The sequence below is a fragment of the Flavobacterium lacustre genome, from assembly GCF_027474525.2.
GTDB lineage: Bacteria > Bacteroidota > Bacteroidia > Flavobacteriales > Flavobacteriaceae > Flavobacterium > Flavobacterium lacustre.
Map to the genome: position 1 here is coordinate 2,388,716 of NZ_CP114882.2, position 18,288 is coordinate 2,407,003.

Here is an 18,288-nt window from a genome sequence, read left to right on the forward strand (position 1 = left end):
GAATTATAGGTTAAAAAAAACATATAATTCTTAACTTATAATTATTTATGCTTTTTCGATGATAATAGCTGAAGCGCCACCTCCACCATTGCAAATTGCTGCAGCACCAATTTTACCATTGTTTTGTTCTAAAACATTTATTAGAGTAACGATGATTCTAACGCCAGAACAACCTAAAGGATGTCCTAGTGATACTGCACCTCCATTTACATTAATTGTATCGTTATTTAGGTCTAAAATTTTAGCATTTGCTAAACCAACAACGGCAAAAGCTTCGTTAAATTCAAAATAGTCAACATCGCTAACTTTTAATCCCGCTTTTTCTAATGCTTTTGGAATTGCTTTAGCCGGACTTGTGGTAAACCATTTTGGTTCTTGCGCCGCATCAGCATATCCTCTGATGTAAGCTAAGGGTTTTAATCCTAATGCTATTGCTTTTTTTTCAGTCATTAATACAACTGCAGCAGCTCCGTCATTTATGGTTGATGCATTAGCTGCGGTAACGGTACCTTCTTTTGTGAAAACAGGGCTTAATGAAGGAATTCTGTCTAATTTTACATTCGTAAATTCTTCATCTTTTGATATTATAATGGGATCTCCCTTTCTTTGGGGAACCGCAACAGGAATAATTTCATTATCAAATTTACCGGATTCCCAAGCTTTAGCACTTCGTTCGTACGACTGAATTGCAAAGTTATCTTGATCTTCTCGAGTGAAGTTGTATTCAGAGGCGCACAAATCGGCACAAACCCCCATTGCATTATTATCATAAGCATCTGTAAGGCCATCTTTCTGCATTCCGTCTACCATTGTGCTTGGGCCAAATTTAGTTCCGTTTCTCAAATGCATATAATGAGGAATCAAACTCATATTTTCCATTCCGCCAGCCACAACAATTTCTGCATCGCCACACAAAATAGCTTGCGCTCCAAGCATCACTGATTTCATGCCGGAGGCACATACTTTATTGACGGTTGTGCAAGCTACTGAATTTGATAAACCGGCAAATATTGCTGCTTGTCTGGCGGGAGCTTGTCCTACACCAGCCTGAACTACATTACCCATAAATACTTCGTCAATTAAATTTGGATCTAAATTTATTTTATCTAAAGCTCCTTTTATAGCAACCGCACCTAATCTTGGTGCAGAAACAGTAGATAATCCACCCATAAAACTTCCGATGGGAGTTCTAACGGCAGAAACGATAACAATTCTTCTGTTCATGATATTATTTATGTTGATTTATTAAGCAAATTTAATCTTTTTTAAGCAATTTCAAATTTTGATTCGACTATTCTATTTTTTAAAGATTATGTAATTTTTATTTTTCTGTATATGTTTGATAGTGAAGTGTTTTTAGATAAACATAAAAAAAAACATAAAAAAAGGCGCTAAATAGTTGTGAGTAATGTAAAGTTATCTTAAATTTGCAACCGCAAAACAAGACACGTTTCTTTGAGCTTGGAGGGGTGCCAGAGTGGTAATGGAGCAGTTTGCTAAACTGTCATCGAGCAATCGATGCCAGGGTTCGAGTCCCTGTCCCTCCGCTTATTGTTTTTGTTTTACGGGGTGTAGCGTAGCTCGGTTATCGCGCCTGCTTTGGGAGCAGGAGGCCGCAGGTTCGAATCCTGCCACCCCGACTAGATTTTTTGATTACTGACTTAATAAGTTAGTGTTTAAATTAACTAATGGAGGCATAGCTCAGCTGGATAGAGCACCTGCCTTCTAAGCAGGCGGTCGAAGGTTCGAATCCTTCTGCCTTCACAAAAACCTTCTCTTAATTGGGAAGGTTTTTTTGTTTTTACTTATTCCATATAATTATCCAAATTATACTATTTTTATAAAAAATAGTAGTTATGAATTTTCAACCGAAACCATTTATTCTTCTGTGTTCTCTTTTTTGTTTTATTTCCTGTAAATCTCAAGTTGCTTTTTCTGAAACAGAGTCCTTAAAAGCAGTCAGTGATACCACATTTGTTAATTTGAAAGAGTACAGCACTGATTTTGTCTATGATATGAAATATGCTACAGAAGATAATTTTTTAAAGGCAAAAGTCTATGATTGTGCTGAATGTTTCTTGCGATTAAAAACAGTAGAAGCATTAATTGAGGCCAATAAAAAATTCATGAAAAAAGGCTTTAGAATAAAACTGTTTGATTGTTACCGCCCTTTAGATATTCAGAAAAAAATGTGGGAAATTGTGTCTAATCCTGAATATGTTGCTAATCCAGCCAAAGGCTCCATTCATAATAGAGGAGCAGCAGTGGATATTACTTTGGTTGATAGTGAAGGAAAAGAATTGGACATGGGAACCTCTTTTGATTTTTTTGGTAAAGAAGCTAGTCATAATTATCTCAGTTTTTCAGATGAAATAATGAGCAATAGAAAATTATTAAAAAAAATAATGATCAAAAAAGGGTTTAATTCCTTTGATTCTGAATGGTGGCATTACAATTTTAAATCAGGCTTAAAAGACAATGTTTCTAATGTGAAATGGGATTGTAATTAGCTTATTCAATACATTTTATAGTATTGATAAAATAAGTTTCCGGTTGATAAATTTCATTGTTTAATTCAGATGTAAATTCTTTTTTTAGTACATAATCTTCAGTATCTGTTAAGTATTTGATTCGCATCATTGAAATTGGAGAGCTTTTTAGTTGCTCAAAACTATCTTTCATAAACATGAATTCTCCGGTAATGACCCTGTTGTCATATCCTTTATCATCTCGTATCATGGTGCCACAATTTTCTTGATCCACATGCAAAAGTGTGATGATTTTACCGTTGTTTAACTGTAAAAATAATTTAGAATTTTTGTCAAAACAATTTGCTTTAAGGAAAGATTTGCTTTTTTGAATCAATTGTACATTCAAGGTAGGCATCCCGTCAGTTGATAGTAATGAAAAAAAGATATAGCTAGAAGTTCCTGCAAAATTCTTTTCACAAATCATGTATTCTCTAGTAGATTTATAAGTTCCTAACGAATCGGTCACGTTTGTGCTATAGTCACATGGTTTTTGAGCAAATACAGTACTGCATATGACGAATAAAGCGATTGTAATTATGTGTTTCATTATTTATTTTATTTTGGTGCAAATTAAAACTATTTTATGATTATTTTCATCAGTTGTAAAAAAAGTATACTTATTTCCGCCGTCTTTTATTTTCCATTTTTTTCGAATGTTTTCTACTGTATCAGGAAAATTTCGAGTCGTAATATTAGCCTGTTTGTTTTCAAAATGTATTTTCATCTCTGACTTGCTGTATGGAATTGAATTTTCAATTTTAAAAACTCTTCCAGGAAATAAAATCAAATCTTTTGATGTATATAAATGGGAGTGTTTATGAAGTTTATTTAAATGATAAAAAGAACCAACGGCATCAAATCCTCCTGATTTCATAATAGCGCTATTGGGTTCATATAGGTATTTTTCGGGCTGACTATAGTTTGTAATTTCAGATTTTTGATTTAAAATGTAATCAAAAATCTCAAAGTTTTCTTTTAAAATATTAACGGTTTTTAGTGTAACAGGACCTGAATAATCCTTGTGTAATTCCCATAAGAGTTCTTTAACTTCGTTTTCTAAAGCTACTATATGTATGTTTTTTACATTTTTAAGTTCTAATAATCCCGCAGAAATATCGAGTAAGGGCGCTGTTTTTATTAAAATAGAATCTGTTTTTTTGAAATAAAAATCAAGATTTTCAGGAACGTTGGGCAAGCAATCCTTAAGCATAAATACTTTGCCTTTAGCATCGTTTCGTCTTGAAGGATCAATGTAAATCCAATCCCATTTTTGATTTAAAAATTCTAATGTTTTTTGGCTGTCTCCAGCATAACAAATGCAGTTTTTTACGTTCAACTGTTCAAAATTATGCTTTACAATATTTGATAATTCCGGATTGATTTCACAATGGGCAACTTCTTTTATTCTTTTTGAAAAATAGTAATCATCCACACCAAAACCACCTGTTAAATCAATTAAACTGTCACCTGAAATTATGGTAGCTTTATATGAGGCTGTTTTTTCAGACGAGGTTTGTTCAATCGAAATTTTACTTGGATAGACAATAGATTTAGTGTTAAACCAAGTCGGTAATTTGTCTTTAGCTTTTGATTTGGCTTCAATTTGGTTTAAAATAGAAATCCATTCTACAGCAGGAAAAGGATTTTTTTGAAAGGCTAATTGCGCTATTTTTTTGTCAACGTTTGCATCGATGAATGCTTGAATTTCAGCACTTAGAATAGTAAAAACCAAAATTAAATATCTTTAGTTAGTAATTGTATCACTTTATTTTCTGGGAAAAATTCTTTACCAATTACTTTTATTATGGTATACAAAGGAACGGCTATGACCATGCCTAAAATTCCAAAAAGAAAACCGGCTATTAATATGACCAGAAAAATTTCCAGTGGGTGAGAACTAACGCTTTTTGAAAAAATGATGGGTTGGGAAAGATTGTTATCGATAACTTGTACAATCCAAAATCCAATTAGAACATAGATAGTGGTAGGTAGAATTTCAGTCTGAAAATCACTTCCTAAGTTACTTATCATAGTTAAAATGGCGGCTAATACAGAAGCAATCAGCGGACCAATGTAAGGGATGATATTTAAAACAGCACATAAAAAAGCAATCACAAGAGCATTTGGAACTCCAAAAATGATTAAAACAATGATGTATAATAGGAAAACAATGAATAACTGAATCAGCAATCCAATAAAATAGCGGGATAACAAATGATTTATTTTTTCTAATGAATTTAAAATTTGATCTTCGTAAGTGTCCGGTATTAATTTTTTTGCACTTTTAATAAAAAGTAATCGGTCTTTTAAAAAGAAAAAAGTAATAAATAACACGGAACCTAATCCTACCCCAAAACTGCTGATGGTTGACAGAATAGAGTTTAAAAAATTTGGAATAAAATTGAAATTTATTTTAGAGGTAATATTAGCTTCTTTTAGCATTTTAGAAGAATCAATATTATGACTTTCTAAAAACGCCGCTATTTGATTGATTAATTGAAGGGTGTTTTTTTCTATTTCGGCAGTATTTAAAAGCGATAAGTTTTCTCCTTGTGATAAAATTAAAGGAATAAACATCATTATAAATCCAGCAATGAGTAAAATAAAAATGAGGAGTGTTGCTATAGTTGCAAATATATGGTTGAATTTTAAGCGTCTTTTGAAAAAATCTAAAATGGGATTTCCGATTAAGGTAAGTACAAAAGCTACCAAAAGATAAATAAGTACCGACTGAATTTGGTATAAAAAATAAAGAAATAAACTGACTATTACTAAGAATCCTATGGCTTTCAGAATACCGTTTGTTATAATTTTTGATGTAATCATTTATTTATTTTTTGGATATAAAGATAAAAAAAACTCGCTAACAAGTAGCGAGTTTTAAAATCTAAAAAAAACTAAAAAAAAAATTATATTCCGAATGCTGCTCTTGCACCACCAGTAACAAATATGGCAGCCATTCTTGTTTTTTGACCATTAGAGAACATATACATTCCTCTATCATCAGTATAATCCATGTAATTCATAGTCATTTCTACTGGAGTTCCAGTACATGTGCTAAGATGCGGATAAGTAGGAACACCGTAATTTGCTGTATTGTGTGTAGGTGTATCAGTAACTAAATCACTTCCACAAGTCGCATCTCCCCATATGTGACGTAAGTTCATCCAGTGACCCACTTCGTGAGTTGCAGTTCTTCCTAAATTGTAAGGGTAGCTTGCTGTTCCTGATAATCCAAAATATTTAGAATCAATTACAACACCATCCGTAGCTGAACTTCCTCCAGGAAACTGTGCATAACCTAGAATTCCACCACCGATTGTACAAGCCCAAAGATTAAGTTTTGTAGTTGGAGAAGTTGGGTCTAAACCACCTTGTTTTGTTTTTTTCATTGTATCTCTGGTTCCCCAAGATGTTTTTGTTGTCGCTTTTCTATTGATTTTTTCTAAAACGAAGGTGATTCCAATATTTGCAGCAACCCCTGAAAATAAAGTAGGAACACTGCTAAAATCTGAATTTGCAGCATTAAAATCTTGATTCAGAACGTCAATTTGAGTTTGGATTTGTGCGTCAGATATATTTTCTGCAGCAGTTCTGTAGAGAACATTTACTATAACTGGAATTTCAACTTTTCCATTTACTAAACGACCATTTGTCATTGATTTTTGTGTAAAAGCTTCTATTTGATTCATGCGGATTGCTAAGGTCGGGTCTGCTTTTAATTGAGCTTCCAATACTTCTTGAGAGGCGCAACTACGTTGAGTAATAGCATTTGTTACTAAATCGGTTGCTTGTGTTTCTTCGTTTTGACAAGAAAAAAGCAACATAACTGCTAATGTGCTTAAAATAATTTTTTTCATAATAATGCCGGGGGTTTGTTATAAATAATGGTTTTAGGTTAATTGTTTAACAATTTTATAACAAATTATTGAATTAAAAAAATAATTTTAAAAAAAATAGCGATTTTTATACCTTTAGTGTTAATCTCTTAATTTTTTGTGGGATTATGATTATTTGTTGTTGATAATTTCATAAAGTGCTATGCTGGTAGCTTGAACAACATTCATACTGCTATTTTTTCCATACATATTGATATGTACAATTTGGTTCGAAATGTTTAAAATCTCATCACTTACACCATTGATTTCACTACCTACAACTAAAGCCATTTTTTTTGATATAGGAATTTTTAACTCCTTCATCGGTTTGCTGGTGTCTGTGATTTCTAATGAAATAATTTCATAATTATTCGATACTAAATATTCAATACAAGCATTGGTTTCTTCAATTGCAATATGCGGAACATGTAAATGTGTGCTTCGAGATGTTTTGTTTATTTTTCTGGGATTTAAAGGAATATCCGCTCCTATGAAAATGATTTTTTCAACACCAAAAGCTTCACTGATTCTAAAGAGCGAACCAATATTTTGTTGAAAATAGATGTGATCACAAACTAATATGACAGGAAATGATTTTTGCTCAAATTCAATATCCTCATGTTGGAGTTGTATCGTTTTCAATTAATTAGAAAAAATATAGTTTATAATATTTGCGCCCATTTTTAAAGCTTTTTCGCGTACTTCTAGAGGATCATTATTTACCTCTGCATCTTCCCAACCATCCCCTAAATCGCATTCATACGTATAAAGCAGCACTAATCTGTTGTTTATAAAGATTCCGAATGCTTGAGGACGTTTCCCGTCATGCTCATGAATTTTGGGTAAACCATTTGGGAAAAGGTTAGGTTTTTGAAAAATGGCATGATTTGCAGGAATTTCAACCAAATCATTGGCTGGAAATATTTTTTTTATCTCTTTTCTAACATATTGATTCATTCCGTAATTATCATCGATATGAAGAAAACCTCCGGCAAGCATGTACTTTTTGAGATTACTTATGTCAGTATCATTAAAAACGACATTTCCATGACCTGTTATGTGAATATATGGATAAGAAAATAAATCAGGACTTCCAGGTTCTACGGTAGCTGGTTTTGATTTTATTTTTGTATTGATAGTTGCATTGCAATATTGTATCAAATTGGGCAATGATGTAGGATTAGCATACCAATCTCCGCCACCACTATATTTCACAAGGGCAATTTCTTGCGAAAAGCAATTAAGAGATAGAAACAGAAATGTTAATACTATTTTTTGCATAGATTTGCCAATTAAAAAAAGTTTAATTTTCATTAAAAAAAACAACGCTGTGGCAAGCGACAACTGCCGCCGTTTCTGTTCGCAATCTGGTATTTCCTAATGAAACCGGAATGTAATTGTTTTTGAGAGCCAATGCGATTTCTTTTTCAGAAAAATCACCTTCAGGTCCTATTAATAAGGTTACATTTTCGTTTGGTTTCAAAACAGATTTTAGAGTTTTCTTGTCCGTTTCTTCGCAATGGGCAATCAGTTGTAATCCTTTATTTTGTTGTTTTATGAATTCTTTGAAAGTAACAGCATTGTTCAACTTTGGAAGAAATAATTCATTAGACTGTTTCATTGCCGACAAAATAATTTTATCAAATCGTTCTGCATTGATCACTTTTCGTTCCGAACGATCACAGATAATAGGTGTTATTTCGTGAATTCCAATTTCAGTTGCTTTTTCCAGAAACCATTCAAAGCGATCATTCATTTTAGTAGGCGCAACGGCTAAATGCAATTTGAATTTTGACTCTTCTTTTTTCTCAAAAGAAATAATTTGGACCGTACATTTACTATCAGAAGCCAAAGTAATTTCGGTTTTAAACAGAAATCCCAAACCATTTGTCACAAATAAAATATCGGTATCTTTTTTACGTAATACTTTAATAATGTGTTTGCTTTCTTCTTTATCAAAAGAAAAATATTCGGTCGTTTCGTTTATGTTCGGATTGTAAAATAATTGCATAGTTTAGAATTGAATTCGTGCTTTGGAAACAACAGATGAAGTTTCGAATTTTTGTGATAAAAACTTTTGATAACCTACAATTCCAATCATTGCAGCATTATCGGTGGTGTATTCAAATTTTGGAATAAAGGTTTTCCAACCGTATTTATTTTCGGTTTCTTTTAATGTATTTCTAATACCGGAATTAGCAGAAACTCCTCCGCCAATAGCGATTTGCTTGATTCCGGTTTCTTTTACGGCTAATTTCAGTTTGTCCATCAAAATTTCGATAATGGTATGCTGAATAGAGGCACAAATATCATTCAGGTTTTCTTCTATAAAAGCAGGATTTTCTATTTTTTTCTTTTGGATAAAATATAAAATAGCGGTTTTTAATCCTGAGAAACTAAAATCCAAACCGGGAACTTTTGGTTTTGTAAAAGTAAAAGCTTTTGGATTACCCAATTGCGCATATTTATCTACTAATGGTCCGCCAGGATAAGGAAGTCCCAGTATTTTTGCACTTTTATCAAATGCTTCTCCTACAGCATCATCTGTAGTTTCGCCAATAATGGTCATGTCAAAAAAACCATCCACTCGCACAATCTGCGTGTGTCCGCCACTTATGGTCAATGCCAAAAAAGGAAAATTAGGTTTGTCAAATCCTTCTTCATCGATAAAATGTGCTAAAATATGGGCATGCATATGATTGACAGAAATCAAAGGAATTTGTAATGCCAAAGCCAATGATTTTGCAAAAGAACTCCCTACAAGAAGCGAGCCCATTAATCCTGGACCTTGTGTAAAGGCAATTGCGGACAACTGTTCTTTTTGTATATTTGCTTTGCGAAGCGCGGCATCAATAACGGGAACAATGTTTTGTTGATGTGCTCTTGAGGCAAGTTCAGGAACAACTCCTCCGTATTGATTATGGATAAGTTGATTGGCAACAACATTTGACAAGACTTTGTCGTTATGTAAAACGGCTGCTGCGGTATCATCACAAGAACTTTCGATAGCAAGAATAAAAACCTCGGGATTTTGCATATAAAGGCACAAATTTTGAATTATATTTGACAATCTGTTTCAACAAACAGAGAAGGGACCAAAATTAAAGAATTTTTATCAAAGGTCTTGCCGTTTCTTTGGGCAAATTAGAATTTCAAAAAATTAAAATAATATTTCAAGTATCAAAAAAATTAAAAAAATAGTATTTCGCTCTCTGCTCGTACTGATCCTGCTTTTGTTGGTTCTTGGGATTACATTAACATTGCCTTTTGTTCAAACTAAGATTGCGCACTATTTCATGCGAAGTATCAACAAGGATTTTGGAACTCATATTACTATAGATGAAGTTGCAATATCTGTTTTTGGAGGGGTAAAATTCAAGAAAGTCTTAATTCTTGATCATCATAATGATACTTTAATTTATTCAAACAGGATTAAAACCAGTATTATAGATGGAACAAAATTGCTGGATGGCGATTTGATTTTTAGTGAGTTGCGTTTAAATGGAATGTTGTTTAATTTAAAGACTTACAAGAACGAAAAACTAACCAATTTAGATGTTTTTATTAATGCGTTTGGAACCAGTAAAAAACCGTCACAGAAGCATTTTCTGTTAACGGCTAAAGATGCATACATTACAAACGGTCATTTTATTTTAACAGATGAAAATCGGGCAGTTCCTAAAGATGTTGATTTCACAAAGCTTAATGCCTATATATCTGACTTTAAATTATATGGTCCTGATGTAAATACAATCATTCATAAAATGTCGTTTCTCGATCACCGAGGTTTGTATGTGAAAAATTTAAGCTCCATATTTAGTTATACCAAAAAGCAAATAAAACTCGATAAATTAGATTTAGTTACCAAAGAATCTAAAATAAAAGGGACAGTTGCTCTAAATTATAAGATTGAAGATTTTGCTGATTTTAATAATAAAGTCAAATTTGATGTAAAGTTAGAGCCGTCAATATTGGCGTCTAATGATATTCGTTGTTTTTATAAAGAATTGGGTAAAAACCAGCTTTTTTATGCCAGAGCAACGATCAAAGGTACTTTGAATAATTTAAATTTGACAAAATTGCGTTTGACCGATTCGAGAAAATCTCAAATAATAGGAGCAATACGGTTCAAAAATCTTTTTCCAAAGAAGGAACAAAAATTCTATATGAATGGAAAATTTGACAAGCTTTCTTCCAGTTATGACAATTTGGTTGTTTTGTTGCCAAATGTTTTGGGTAAAAGACTCCCCGTAGAATTAAAAAAATTAGGCAATTTTAATCTTGTTGGAAATTCTCAAATTACGACAACAGCTATCAATGCGAGTTTTATGATGACGACAGCTTTGGGAAAAGTAGAATCGGATTTAGTCATGGAAAACATTGATTTTATTGATAAAGCTTCTTATGTAGGAAATGTTATTTTGGATGATTTTGATATTGGAACTTTTTTAGACAACAAAGATTTAGGTAAAGTGACTTTAAATCTGGATGTTGACGGAAAAGGATTCACGAAAAAATATTTGAATACCGCCATAAAAGGCGATGTATCAAAGATTGATTATAACAAATATACCTATCATAATGTAGTGCTAAATGGGAATTTTAAATTACCATTATATAAAGGACAAGTTTCTGTAAATGATCCTAATTTAAGTATGACATTTGATGGTTTAGTGGATTTGAGCAAAAAGGATAGTAGATTTGATTTTCATATTAATATAGAAAATGCCGACTTACATCAATTGCGATTTGTAAAAGATACAACTTCACTTTTTAGAGGAGATGTTACGGTTCAAGTATCCGGAAATACGATTGAAAATCTTCAAGGAGATATTTTTATCAATAAAACGACTTATCAAAATACAAAATCTACCTATGTTTTTGATGATTTTGCGATTAATTCAAGTTTTGATAAAAATTGGGTTAGAACTATTACAGTAAATTCACCTGATATCGTTGAGGGGAAAATTGTTGGTAAATTTCAATTTAATCAACTGAATAATTTAATAAAAAACTCATTAGGAAGTCTTTACACTAATTTTAAACCGCATAAAGTTAAAAAAGGACAATTTTTGAAGTTTGATTTTACGATTTACAGCAAAATTGTCGAAATCATGTATCCCGAAATTTCGATTGGTACGAATACAGTTGTAAAAGGAAATTTGAATTCGGACAGCAGTGAATTTAAACTCAATTTTAATTCACCGCAAATTATTGCATCCAAAAATACATTTGACAATATCAGAATTTCTATTGATAATAAAAATCCGCTGTATAATGCATATATAGAATTAGACAGTATAAAAACAAAGTATTATAAAATTCGCGATTTTAGTTTGATTAATGTGACGATGAAAGACACTTTATTCTTTCGTTCAGAATTTAAAGGTGGACAAAAAGGAGAAGATTATTATAATTTAAACTTATACCACACCATAAATGCTGCCAATAATAATGTGGTAGGAATTAGTAAATCTGAAGTGAAATTTAAGGATTATTTGTGGTTTTTGAATGAAAAAGAAGCACCTAATAACCAAATTGTTTTTGATAAAGCATTCAAGAATTTTAAGATTGACGATATTATTCTATCCCATGAAAACCAGCAAATTGAGCTCATGGGAGCCATAAAAGACAGTACGTATAAAGATCTGAAATTAAGTTTTAAAGATGTTGATTTGAATAAAATTACTCCCGAAAACAATAAATTTATCTTCAATGGAAATATTAATGGAGATGTTAATTTTAAACAGAACAAAGCCGTTTTTCAGCCAACAGCCGCTATAGTTATTGATCATTTGAACTTAAATAAAACCGATTTAGGTACTTTGGATTTTCAGATTGAAGGAAATGAAAGTTTGAAGAAATTCACGATTAACTCTTCATTAGATAATGAAAATTTTGAATCTTTTAATGCTGATGGAAGTTTTGAAATCATCAATAAAGAGACTTTTTTGGACTTAAGACTGAAGTTTGATAAATTTAATTTGGCAGTATTAAGCCCGTTGGGAGGAGAAGTACTCTCAAACATCAGAGGTTCTGTTTCCGGGAATTCAACCATTGAAGGAAATCTTAAAAAACCGGATATTAATGGGCGACTTTATGTTGATAATGCAGGAATGAAAATCCCATATCTCAATGTTGATTATGAGTTGAGTGATAAAACCGTTATAGATTTGACAGACGAAAAGTTTCTGTTTAGAAACAATATGCTTACAGATACAAAATACAAGACTAAAGGGATTTTAAACGGAAGTGTTGAGCACAATAATTTTTCAGATTGGAAATTAGATTTAGCAATAACTTCTAAAAGATTTTTGGCATTGGATACAAAAGACAGCGAAGATTCGGCCTATTTTGGTACAGCATTTATTGACGGTATAGCAACTATAAAAGGTCCGACAAATAGCTTATTTATTAAAGTTGCAGCTAAATCAGAGAAAGGTACAGCGGTAAAAATTCCAATTAATAATGCCGAAAGTGTGAGTGATAATAGTTTCATTCATTTTCTTACGGCTAAAGAAAAATATAATTTTAAAAATGGTATTGTAGAGAATACACGAAATTATAACGGACTAGAATTAGAATTTGATTTTGACATTACGCCAGATGCCGAAGTTGAAGTTATTCTGGATCGAAATACGGGTCATGGGATGAAAGGAAAAGGTTTTGGATCTCTTTTATTTAAGATAAATACATTGGGTAAATTTAATATGTGGGGCGATTTCCAGGCATATGAAGGAACATATAATTTTAAATATGGCGGACTTATAGATAAGAAGTTTGCGGTTAAAAAAGGAGGTTCAATTTCATGGGAAGGGAATCCTATGAGAGCGCAATTAAACTTAGAAGCGGTATATAAAACGACGGCAAATCCAGCGGTTCTCTTGGAAAATTCATCATTTAATTCCAAAGTTCCGGTAGAAGTTGTGATTGGTCTTCGTGGGGATTTAACAAGTCCGGAACCTGATTTTAATATTAATTTTCCAACGGTGAGTAATGTATTAAAATCTGAAATTGAATATAAATTGAATGATAAGGATGTAAGGCAAACTCAAGCCTTGTATTTACTTTCTTCTGGCGGTTTTTTGAGTCCGGAAGGAGTGAGCCAATCTGATTTTTCCAGTAATTTATTGTTTGAGACTGCGACGGGTTTATTAGATGATATTATACAATCTGAAGATGATAAATTCAGGGTTGGGATTAATGTTATTGGAGCTGATAAACGATTGGGAAGAGAAACTGATGGTAGATTTGTAGCTACAATTTCATCAAAAATAAATGAAAGGATTACTATAAATGGTAAAGTTGGGGTTCCTTTTGGAGGAATTAATGAGTCTGCGATTGTTGGCGATGTTGAGGTTTTATATAGAGTTAACGAAGACGGGACATTAAATCTGCGTATTTTTAACAAAGAAAATGATATTAATTATATTGGACAGGGAATTGGATATACTCAAGGATTAGGGGTTTCTTATGAAGTAGATTTTGATACTTTCAAAGAATTTGTCAATAAAATATTTAAAAATCATAAATTAGAGAGAGCCACAAAAACGGAAGATAATATCGATCAGGATTCTAATTTATCACCTGATTATATTAATTTCTCCAATTCAAATAAACCAACAAAACAAGCTCCAAAAATAAATCAGGAAGCAGTTATGCCGGAAGAAGATTAGTTTTTTACAGTGGATAATATGTTTTGTTTATTTTGGATAATGATTTGATTTTTAGATTTTTAAATTCAAAAATAGAGGGGTGTTGTTTTCATGTATTAGGTTGTGAAAAAGAGTTCAATCATGACTAATTTCGGCCTTAATTTCGGTCTTTTTTTGAAGAGTTTCAAATCGTTAATTGTCAATTTTTATAGCTTATAAATCATTAATTGTTAAATAATAACCGATTAATTAAATTTTATGGAATAAAACGTGATTTTTTTGGTTTTTTGAAAACTTATTAACGAAAACGTTTGAATTTCAGTAGGCTTACTAATTTATTAAAAACATAGCCTTATAAGTGCTGAATGTTTGTTAAATTTACACTTTAATACTTAAATAATGTCAAAAACAATAAAAAAAATAGGGGTTCTGACATCAGGAGGAGATTCACCTGGGATGAATGCCGCTATACGATCAGTTGTTCGAACATGTGCTTTTCATAATATAGGATGTGTTGGAATTTACAGAGGATACCAAGGAATGATAGAAGGCGACTTCAAAGAAATGGGACCTCGTAGTGTAAACAATATCATAAATAAAGGTGGTACAATTTTAAAGTCAGCTCGTTCTGTAGACTTTAGAACGCCAGAAGGAAGAAAAACAGCACACAAAAATTTAGTTGAGGCAGGAATTGACGGATTAGTAGTAATTGGAGGTGATGGTAGTTTTACCGGAGCTTTATTATTCAATTCAGAGTTTGATTTTCCAGTAATTGGAATTCCAGGAACTATCGATAATGATATTTACGGAACAAGTCATACCTTAGGATACGATACGGCTCTTAATACCGTTGTTGATGTGATTGATAAAATTAGAGATACTGCAAGTTCTCACAATAGATTATTTCTCATTGAAGTAATGGGACGTGATGCAGGACATATTGCATTGAATGCAGGAATAGGTGCCGGAGCTGAAGAAATCTTGATTCCTGAAGAAGATTTAGGATTAGACAGATTATTAGACTCTCTTAAGAAAAGTAAAGCGGCAGGAAAATCATCTAGTATTGTTGTTATTGCAGAAGGAGATAAAATAGGCAAAAGCGTTTTTGAACTTAAAGATTACGTTGAGTCTAATTTTCCTGAATATGACGTGAGAGTTTCTGTTTTAGGCCATATGCAACGTGGAGGTTCACCATCATGTTTTGATAGAGTTTTAGCCAGTAGATTAGGGGTAAAAGCCGTAGAATCTTTGTTAGATGGGAAATCAAATTACATGGTCGGTTTATTATCTGATAAAATCACATTGACACCATTGGAACAAGCTATTAAAGGTCACACTGAAATAGATCAAGAATTATTAAGAGTTTCTGATATCATGTCAATATAAAATAATGTTTTAGTGTTTAAGGTTTGATGTTGTGAAAACCATAAACGATAAACATCCAACTTTAAATAAATTAAATAAAAATTAAAATCAAATTAAAATGTCAAAAGTAAAATTAGGAATAAACGGTTTTGGAAGAATTGGAAGAATTGTTTTCAGAGAATCTTTCAACAGAGATAATGTTGAAGTTGTAGCTATCAACGATTTATTAGATGTAGATCACTTAGCTTACTTATTAAAATATGATTCAGTTCACGGTCGTTTCAATGGAACTGTTGAAGTTATAGATGGAAAACTTTTTGTAAACGGAAAAAACATTCGTATTACTGCTGAAAGAAATCCTGCAGATTTAAAATGGAATGAAGTTGATGTTGATGTAGTTGCTGAATGTACAGGTTTCTTCACAACTATTGAAACTGCAAACGAGCACATCAAAGGTGGAGCAAAAAAAGTGATTATTTCAGCTCCTTCTAATGATGCACCTATGTTTGTAATGGGAGTTAATCATACTGAAGCTAAAGCTTCTGATTTGATTGTTTCTAATGCATCTTGTACTACTAACTGTTTAGCTCCATTAGCTAAAGTTATCAATGATAATTTTGGAATTGTTGAAGCGTTAATGACTACTGTTCACGCAACAACTTCTACTCAAATGACTACTGATGGTCCTTCAAGAAAAGACTGGAGAGGTGGACGTGCTGCTTCATGTAACATCATCCCATCTTCTACAGGTGCTGCTAAAGCGGTAGGGAAAGTTATTCCTTCATTGAACGGAAAATTAACAGGTATGTCAATGCGTGTTCCTACAACTGATGTTTCTGTAGTTGATTTAACTGTAAAAGTTGAAAAAGAAACTACTTACGAAGAAATCATGGCTGTATTGAAAAATGCTTCTGAAACTACAATGAAAGGTATCTTAGGATATACTGAAGATTTAGTTGTTTCTCAAGATTTCGTTTCTGATTCAAGAACATCTATCATTGATGCTAATGCAGGTATTGGTTTGAATTCTACTTTCTTTAAAATCATTTCTTGGTACGATAATGAATATGGATATTCAAGTAAATTGATTGATTTATCTGTTCATATTGCAGGTTTAAAATAATCCATATACATTCTTAAAATCCCGTTATTAAATAAATAACGGGATTTTGTTATTTTAATTATTTTATAAATGTAAAAAACACACTTTTAAAATAAAAGGTTGAGATAACAAGCCTAAACCAAAAAACCGAAAAAAATGAAATTAATAGTTGATAGTGGTTCTACCAAAGCCGATTGGATTGCGATAGATGAAAGTGGAAAAGTTTTATTTACAACTCAAACCTTAGGATTAAATCCGGAGATACTTGAAGGAGATGAGATTATTGATCGACTTAACGATCGTTTTGATATCTTACAAAATAAAAAAAATGCGACTCATTTATTCTTCTATGGTGCTGGTTGTGGAACAGACAGAATGAAAATAGAATTATCTCAAATTTTCCAAACCTATTTTCCTAATGCAATTATTGCAGTGCATGAGGATACTTATGCTGCAGTATACGCAACAACTCCAAAAGGGGAACAAGCAATTGTAAGTATTTTAGGGACGGGATCAAATTGTAGTTTCTTTGATGGTAAAGAATTGCATCAAAAAGTTCAATCTCTAGGATATATCGTTATGGATGATTGTAGCGGAAATGTTTTTGGAAAAGAATTAATCAGAAAGTATTATTTCAACAAAATGCCAAAACATTTGGCTGTTGAATTTGAAAAAGAATACGATTTAGATCCAGACTTTATCAAAAGTAAATTATACAAAGAACCAAACCCTAATGCTTATTTAGCCACTTTTGCTAAGTTTTTAATTCAGCATAAAGAAGATGAATTTTGTAAAAAAATTATTTTCAAAGGCATGAAATCTTTTGTGAAAAACTATATTCGTCAATATGATAATTACAAAGAAGTTCCTGTGCATTTTGTAGGTTCAATCGCTTTTTATTTAAAAGAAGAATTGCAAATTACATTTGATAAATATGAGATGCAATTAGGTAATGTATTAAGAAGACCAATTGACGGACTTATTGCTTATCACGTTGCAAATAAATAATAATTTATGGAAATAGCTATTATTGCTCATGATGGTAAAAAAGTTGATTTAGTCAATTTTTTGATTAAAAATAAAACGCTTTTACAGCAGGAAAAAATAAAGCTTATTGCTACCGGAACTACTGGAGGAAAAGCCGAAGATGCAGGTTTTAAAACAAAAAGAATGCTTTCAGGACCATTAGGAGGCGATGCTCAAATTGCGGGCAGAGTCGCTGAAGGAAAAACTCAGATGGTTTTCTTTTTTAAAGACCCGTTATCAAGTCATCCTCATGAAGCGGATATCAATATGCTAATTCGTGTTTGCGATGTTCATAATGTGCCATTGGCTACTAATGAGGCAACAGCACAATTATTATTGAATGCTATAGCACTGCAATCATAGAGATTTCTATATTTACATTTTTTGGCAAACATGCCACTTGAACCGTTTCACGAGCTGGAGCGGTTTTTTCGTTAAAATAAGTTCCGTAAATTGTATTTATTTTTCCAAAATCAGCCATGTCCATAATAAAAATAGTTGTTTTAACTACATTTTCAAAGGTCATCCCGGCAGCTTCTAGCACTGCTTTCATATTTTGCATAACTTGTTGGGTTTCGGCTTCAATACTGTCTAAAACTAATACTCCTGTAGCTGGATGTATTGCAATCTGACCGGAAGTATACAGTGTATTTCCTTTTAGCACTGCCTGATTGTAAGGACCTATTGGTGCTGGGGCATTTTCGGTAAAAATGATCTTTTTCATGTGTAAA

Annotated in this window: 16 protein-coding genes and 3 tRNA genes; 9 read left to right on the forward strand and 10 right to left on the reverse strand. The window is 32.1% G+C overall.

Annotated elements, in window-relative coordinates; genetic code table 11:
• Nucleotides 1-45: 45 nt before the first annotated feature.
• A complete protein-coding gene (locus tag O6P34_RS10360; RefSeq protein ID WP_269684435.1) occupies nucleotides 46-1,224 on the reverse strand; it encodes an acetyl-CoA C-acyltransferase in 1,179 nt (392 codons plus the stop codon).
• Nucleotides 1,225-1,463: 239 nt separating this feature from the next.
• Between O6P34_RS10360 and O6P34_RS10365 the strand changes: the two genes are divergently transcribed.
• The 4 genes from O6P34_RS10365 (at nucleotide 1,464) to O6P34_RS10380 (ending at nucleotide 2,510) form a co-directional block, all read left to right on the forward strand.
• A tRNA-Ser gene (locus O6P34_RS10365) sits at nucleotides 1,464-1,547 on the forward strand.
• Between the two features lie 18 nt (nucleotides 1,548-1,565).
• Nucleotides 1,566-1,640 (forward strand) — tRNA-Pro (locus O6P34_RS10370).
• Between the two features lie 50 nt (nucleotides 1,641-1,690).
• Nucleotides 1,691-1,764 (forward strand) — tRNA-Arg (locus tag O6P34_RS10375).
• Nucleotides 1,765-1,856: 92 nt separating this feature from the next.
• Nucleotides 1,857-2,510, forward strand: coding sequence for a M15 family metallopeptidase (locus O6P34_RS10380; protein WP_269684436.1), 654 nt, complete (start codon nucleotides 1,857-1,859; stop codon nucleotides 2,508-2,510).
• Between the two features lies 1 nt (nucleotide 2,511).
• Here O6P34_RS10380 and O6P34_RS10385 read toward each other — a convergent pair whose 3' ends face one another.
• The 8 genes from O6P34_RS10385 to tsaD all read right to left on the reverse strand — a co-directional run bounded on the left by O6P34_RS10385 (nucleotide 2,512) and on the right by tsaD (nucleotide 9,446).
• The gene (locus O6P34_RS10385; RefSeq protein ID WP_269684437.1) at nucleotides 2,512-3,078 is read right to left on the reverse strand and encodes a hypothetical protein; all 567 of its coding nucleotides are present in this window, start codon (nucleotides 3,076-3,078) and stop codon (nucleotides 2,512-2,514) included.
• Nucleotides 3,079-3,081: 3 nt separating this feature from the next.
• The gene (locus tag O6P34_RS10390) at nucleotides 3,082-4,263 is read right to left on the reverse strand and encodes a THUMP-like domain-containing protein (protein WP_269684438.1); all 1,182 of its coding nucleotides are present in this window, start codon (nucleotides 4,261-4,263) and stop codon (nucleotides 3,082-3,084) included.
• A gap of 2 nt (nucleotides 4,264-4,265) precedes the next feature.
• Nucleotides 4,266-5,357: an AI-2E family transporter gene (locus tag O6P34_RS10395; RefSeq protein ID WP_269684439.1), complete on the reverse strand. Its 1,092-nt coding sequence runs from the start codon at nucleotides 5,355-5,357 to the stop codon at nucleotides 4,266-4,268.
• A gap of 83 nt (nucleotides 5,358-5,440) precedes the next feature.
• Nucleotides 5,441-6,391 (reverse strand): zinc metalloprotease, encoded by a 951-nt coding sequence (locus tag O6P34_RS10400; RefSeq protein WP_269684440.1) that lies wholly within the window; start codon nucleotides 6,389-6,391, stop codon nucleotides 5,441-5,443.
• Between the two features lie 150 nt (nucleotides 6,392-6,541).
• Entirely contained in the window at nucleotides 6,542-7,051 is a 510-nt protein-coding gene (locus O6P34_RS10405) for a TrmH family RNA methyltransferase (RefSeq protein ID WP_269684441.1), read from the reverse strand.
• Nucleotides 7,052-7,690, reverse strand: coding sequence for a DUF4159 domain-containing protein (locus O6P34_RS10410; RefSeq protein ID WP_269684442.1), 639 nt, complete (start codon nucleotides 7,688-7,690; stop codon nucleotides 7,052-7,054). It abuts the gene before it with no gap.
• Nucleotides 7,691-7,712: 22 nt separating this feature from the next.
• Nucleotides 7,713-8,420 carry a 16S rRNA (uracil(1498)-N(3))-methyltransferase gene (locus O6P34_RS10415; RefSeq protein ID WP_269684443.1) on the reverse strand — a complete coding sequence of 236 codons (708 nt, stop codon included), beginning with the start codon at nucleotides 8,418-8,420 and terminating at the stop codon, nucleotides 7,713-7,715.
• Nucleotides 8,421-8,423: 3 nt separating this feature from the next.
• A complete protein-coding gene (tsaD, locus tag O6P34_RS10420) occupies nucleotides 8,424-9,446 on the reverse strand; it encodes a tRNA (adenosine(37)-N6)-threonylcarbamoyltransferase complex transferase subunit TsaD (RefSeq protein ID WP_269684444.1) in 1,023 nt (340 codons plus the stop codon).
• 259 nt (nucleotides 9,447-9,705) lie between these two features.
• On the opposite strand from tsaD, the gene O6P34_RS10425 reads away from it, so the two are divergent.
• The 5 genes from O6P34_RS10425 (at nucleotide 9,706) to O6P34_RS10445 (ending at nucleotide 17,920) form a co-directional block, all read left to right on the forward strand.
• Complete coding sequence (locus O6P34_RS10425) at nucleotides 9,706-14,085, forward strand: translocation/assembly module TamB domain-containing protein (RefSeq protein WP_269684445.1); 4,380 nt, start codon at nucleotides 9,706-9,708, stop codon at nucleotides 14,083-14,085.
• A gap of 378 nt (nucleotides 14,086-14,463) precedes the next feature.
• The gene (gene pfkA / locus O6P34_RS10430; RefSeq protein ID WP_269684446.1) at nucleotides 14,464-15,450 is read left to right on the forward strand and encodes a 6-phosphofructokinase; all 987 of its coding nucleotides are present in this window, start codon (nucleotides 14,464-14,466) and stop codon (nucleotides 15,448-15,450) included.
• A gap of 97 nt (nucleotides 15,451-15,547) precedes the next feature.
• Nucleotides 15,548-16,552: a type I glyceraldehyde-3-phosphate dehydrogenase gene (gap, locus tag O6P34_RS10435; RefSeq protein ID WP_269684447.1), complete on the forward strand. Its 1,005-nt coding sequence runs from the start codon at nucleotides 15,548-15,550 to the stop codon at nucleotides 16,550-16,552.
• Between the two features lie 135 nt (nucleotides 16,553-16,687).
• Nucleotides 16,688-17,539, forward strand: coding sequence for an N-acetylglucosamine kinase (locus O6P34_RS10440; protein ID WP_269684448.1), 852 nt, complete (start codon nucleotides 16,688-16,690; stop codon nucleotides 17,537-17,539).
• A 6-nt stretch (nucleotides 17,540-17,545) separates the two neighbouring features.
• On the forward strand, nucleotides 17,546-17,920 hold the full coding sequence (locus O6P34_RS10445; protein WP_269684449.1) for a methylglyoxal synthase: 375 nt from the start codon (nucleotides 17,546-17,548) through the stop codon (nucleotides 17,918-17,920).
• On the opposite strand, the gene O6P34_RS10450 is transcribed toward O6P34_RS10445, so the two are convergent.
• Nucleotides 17,901-18,281, reverse strand: a complete 381-nt coding sequence (locus O6P34_RS10450; RefSeq protein WP_269684450.1) for a RidA family protein — start codon at nucleotides 18,279-18,281, stop codon at nucleotides 17,901-17,903. The two genes, O6P34_RS10445 and O6P34_RS10450, sit on opposite strands and share 20 nt — an antisense overlap.
• Nucleotides 18,282-18,288: the final 7 nt, after the last annotated feature.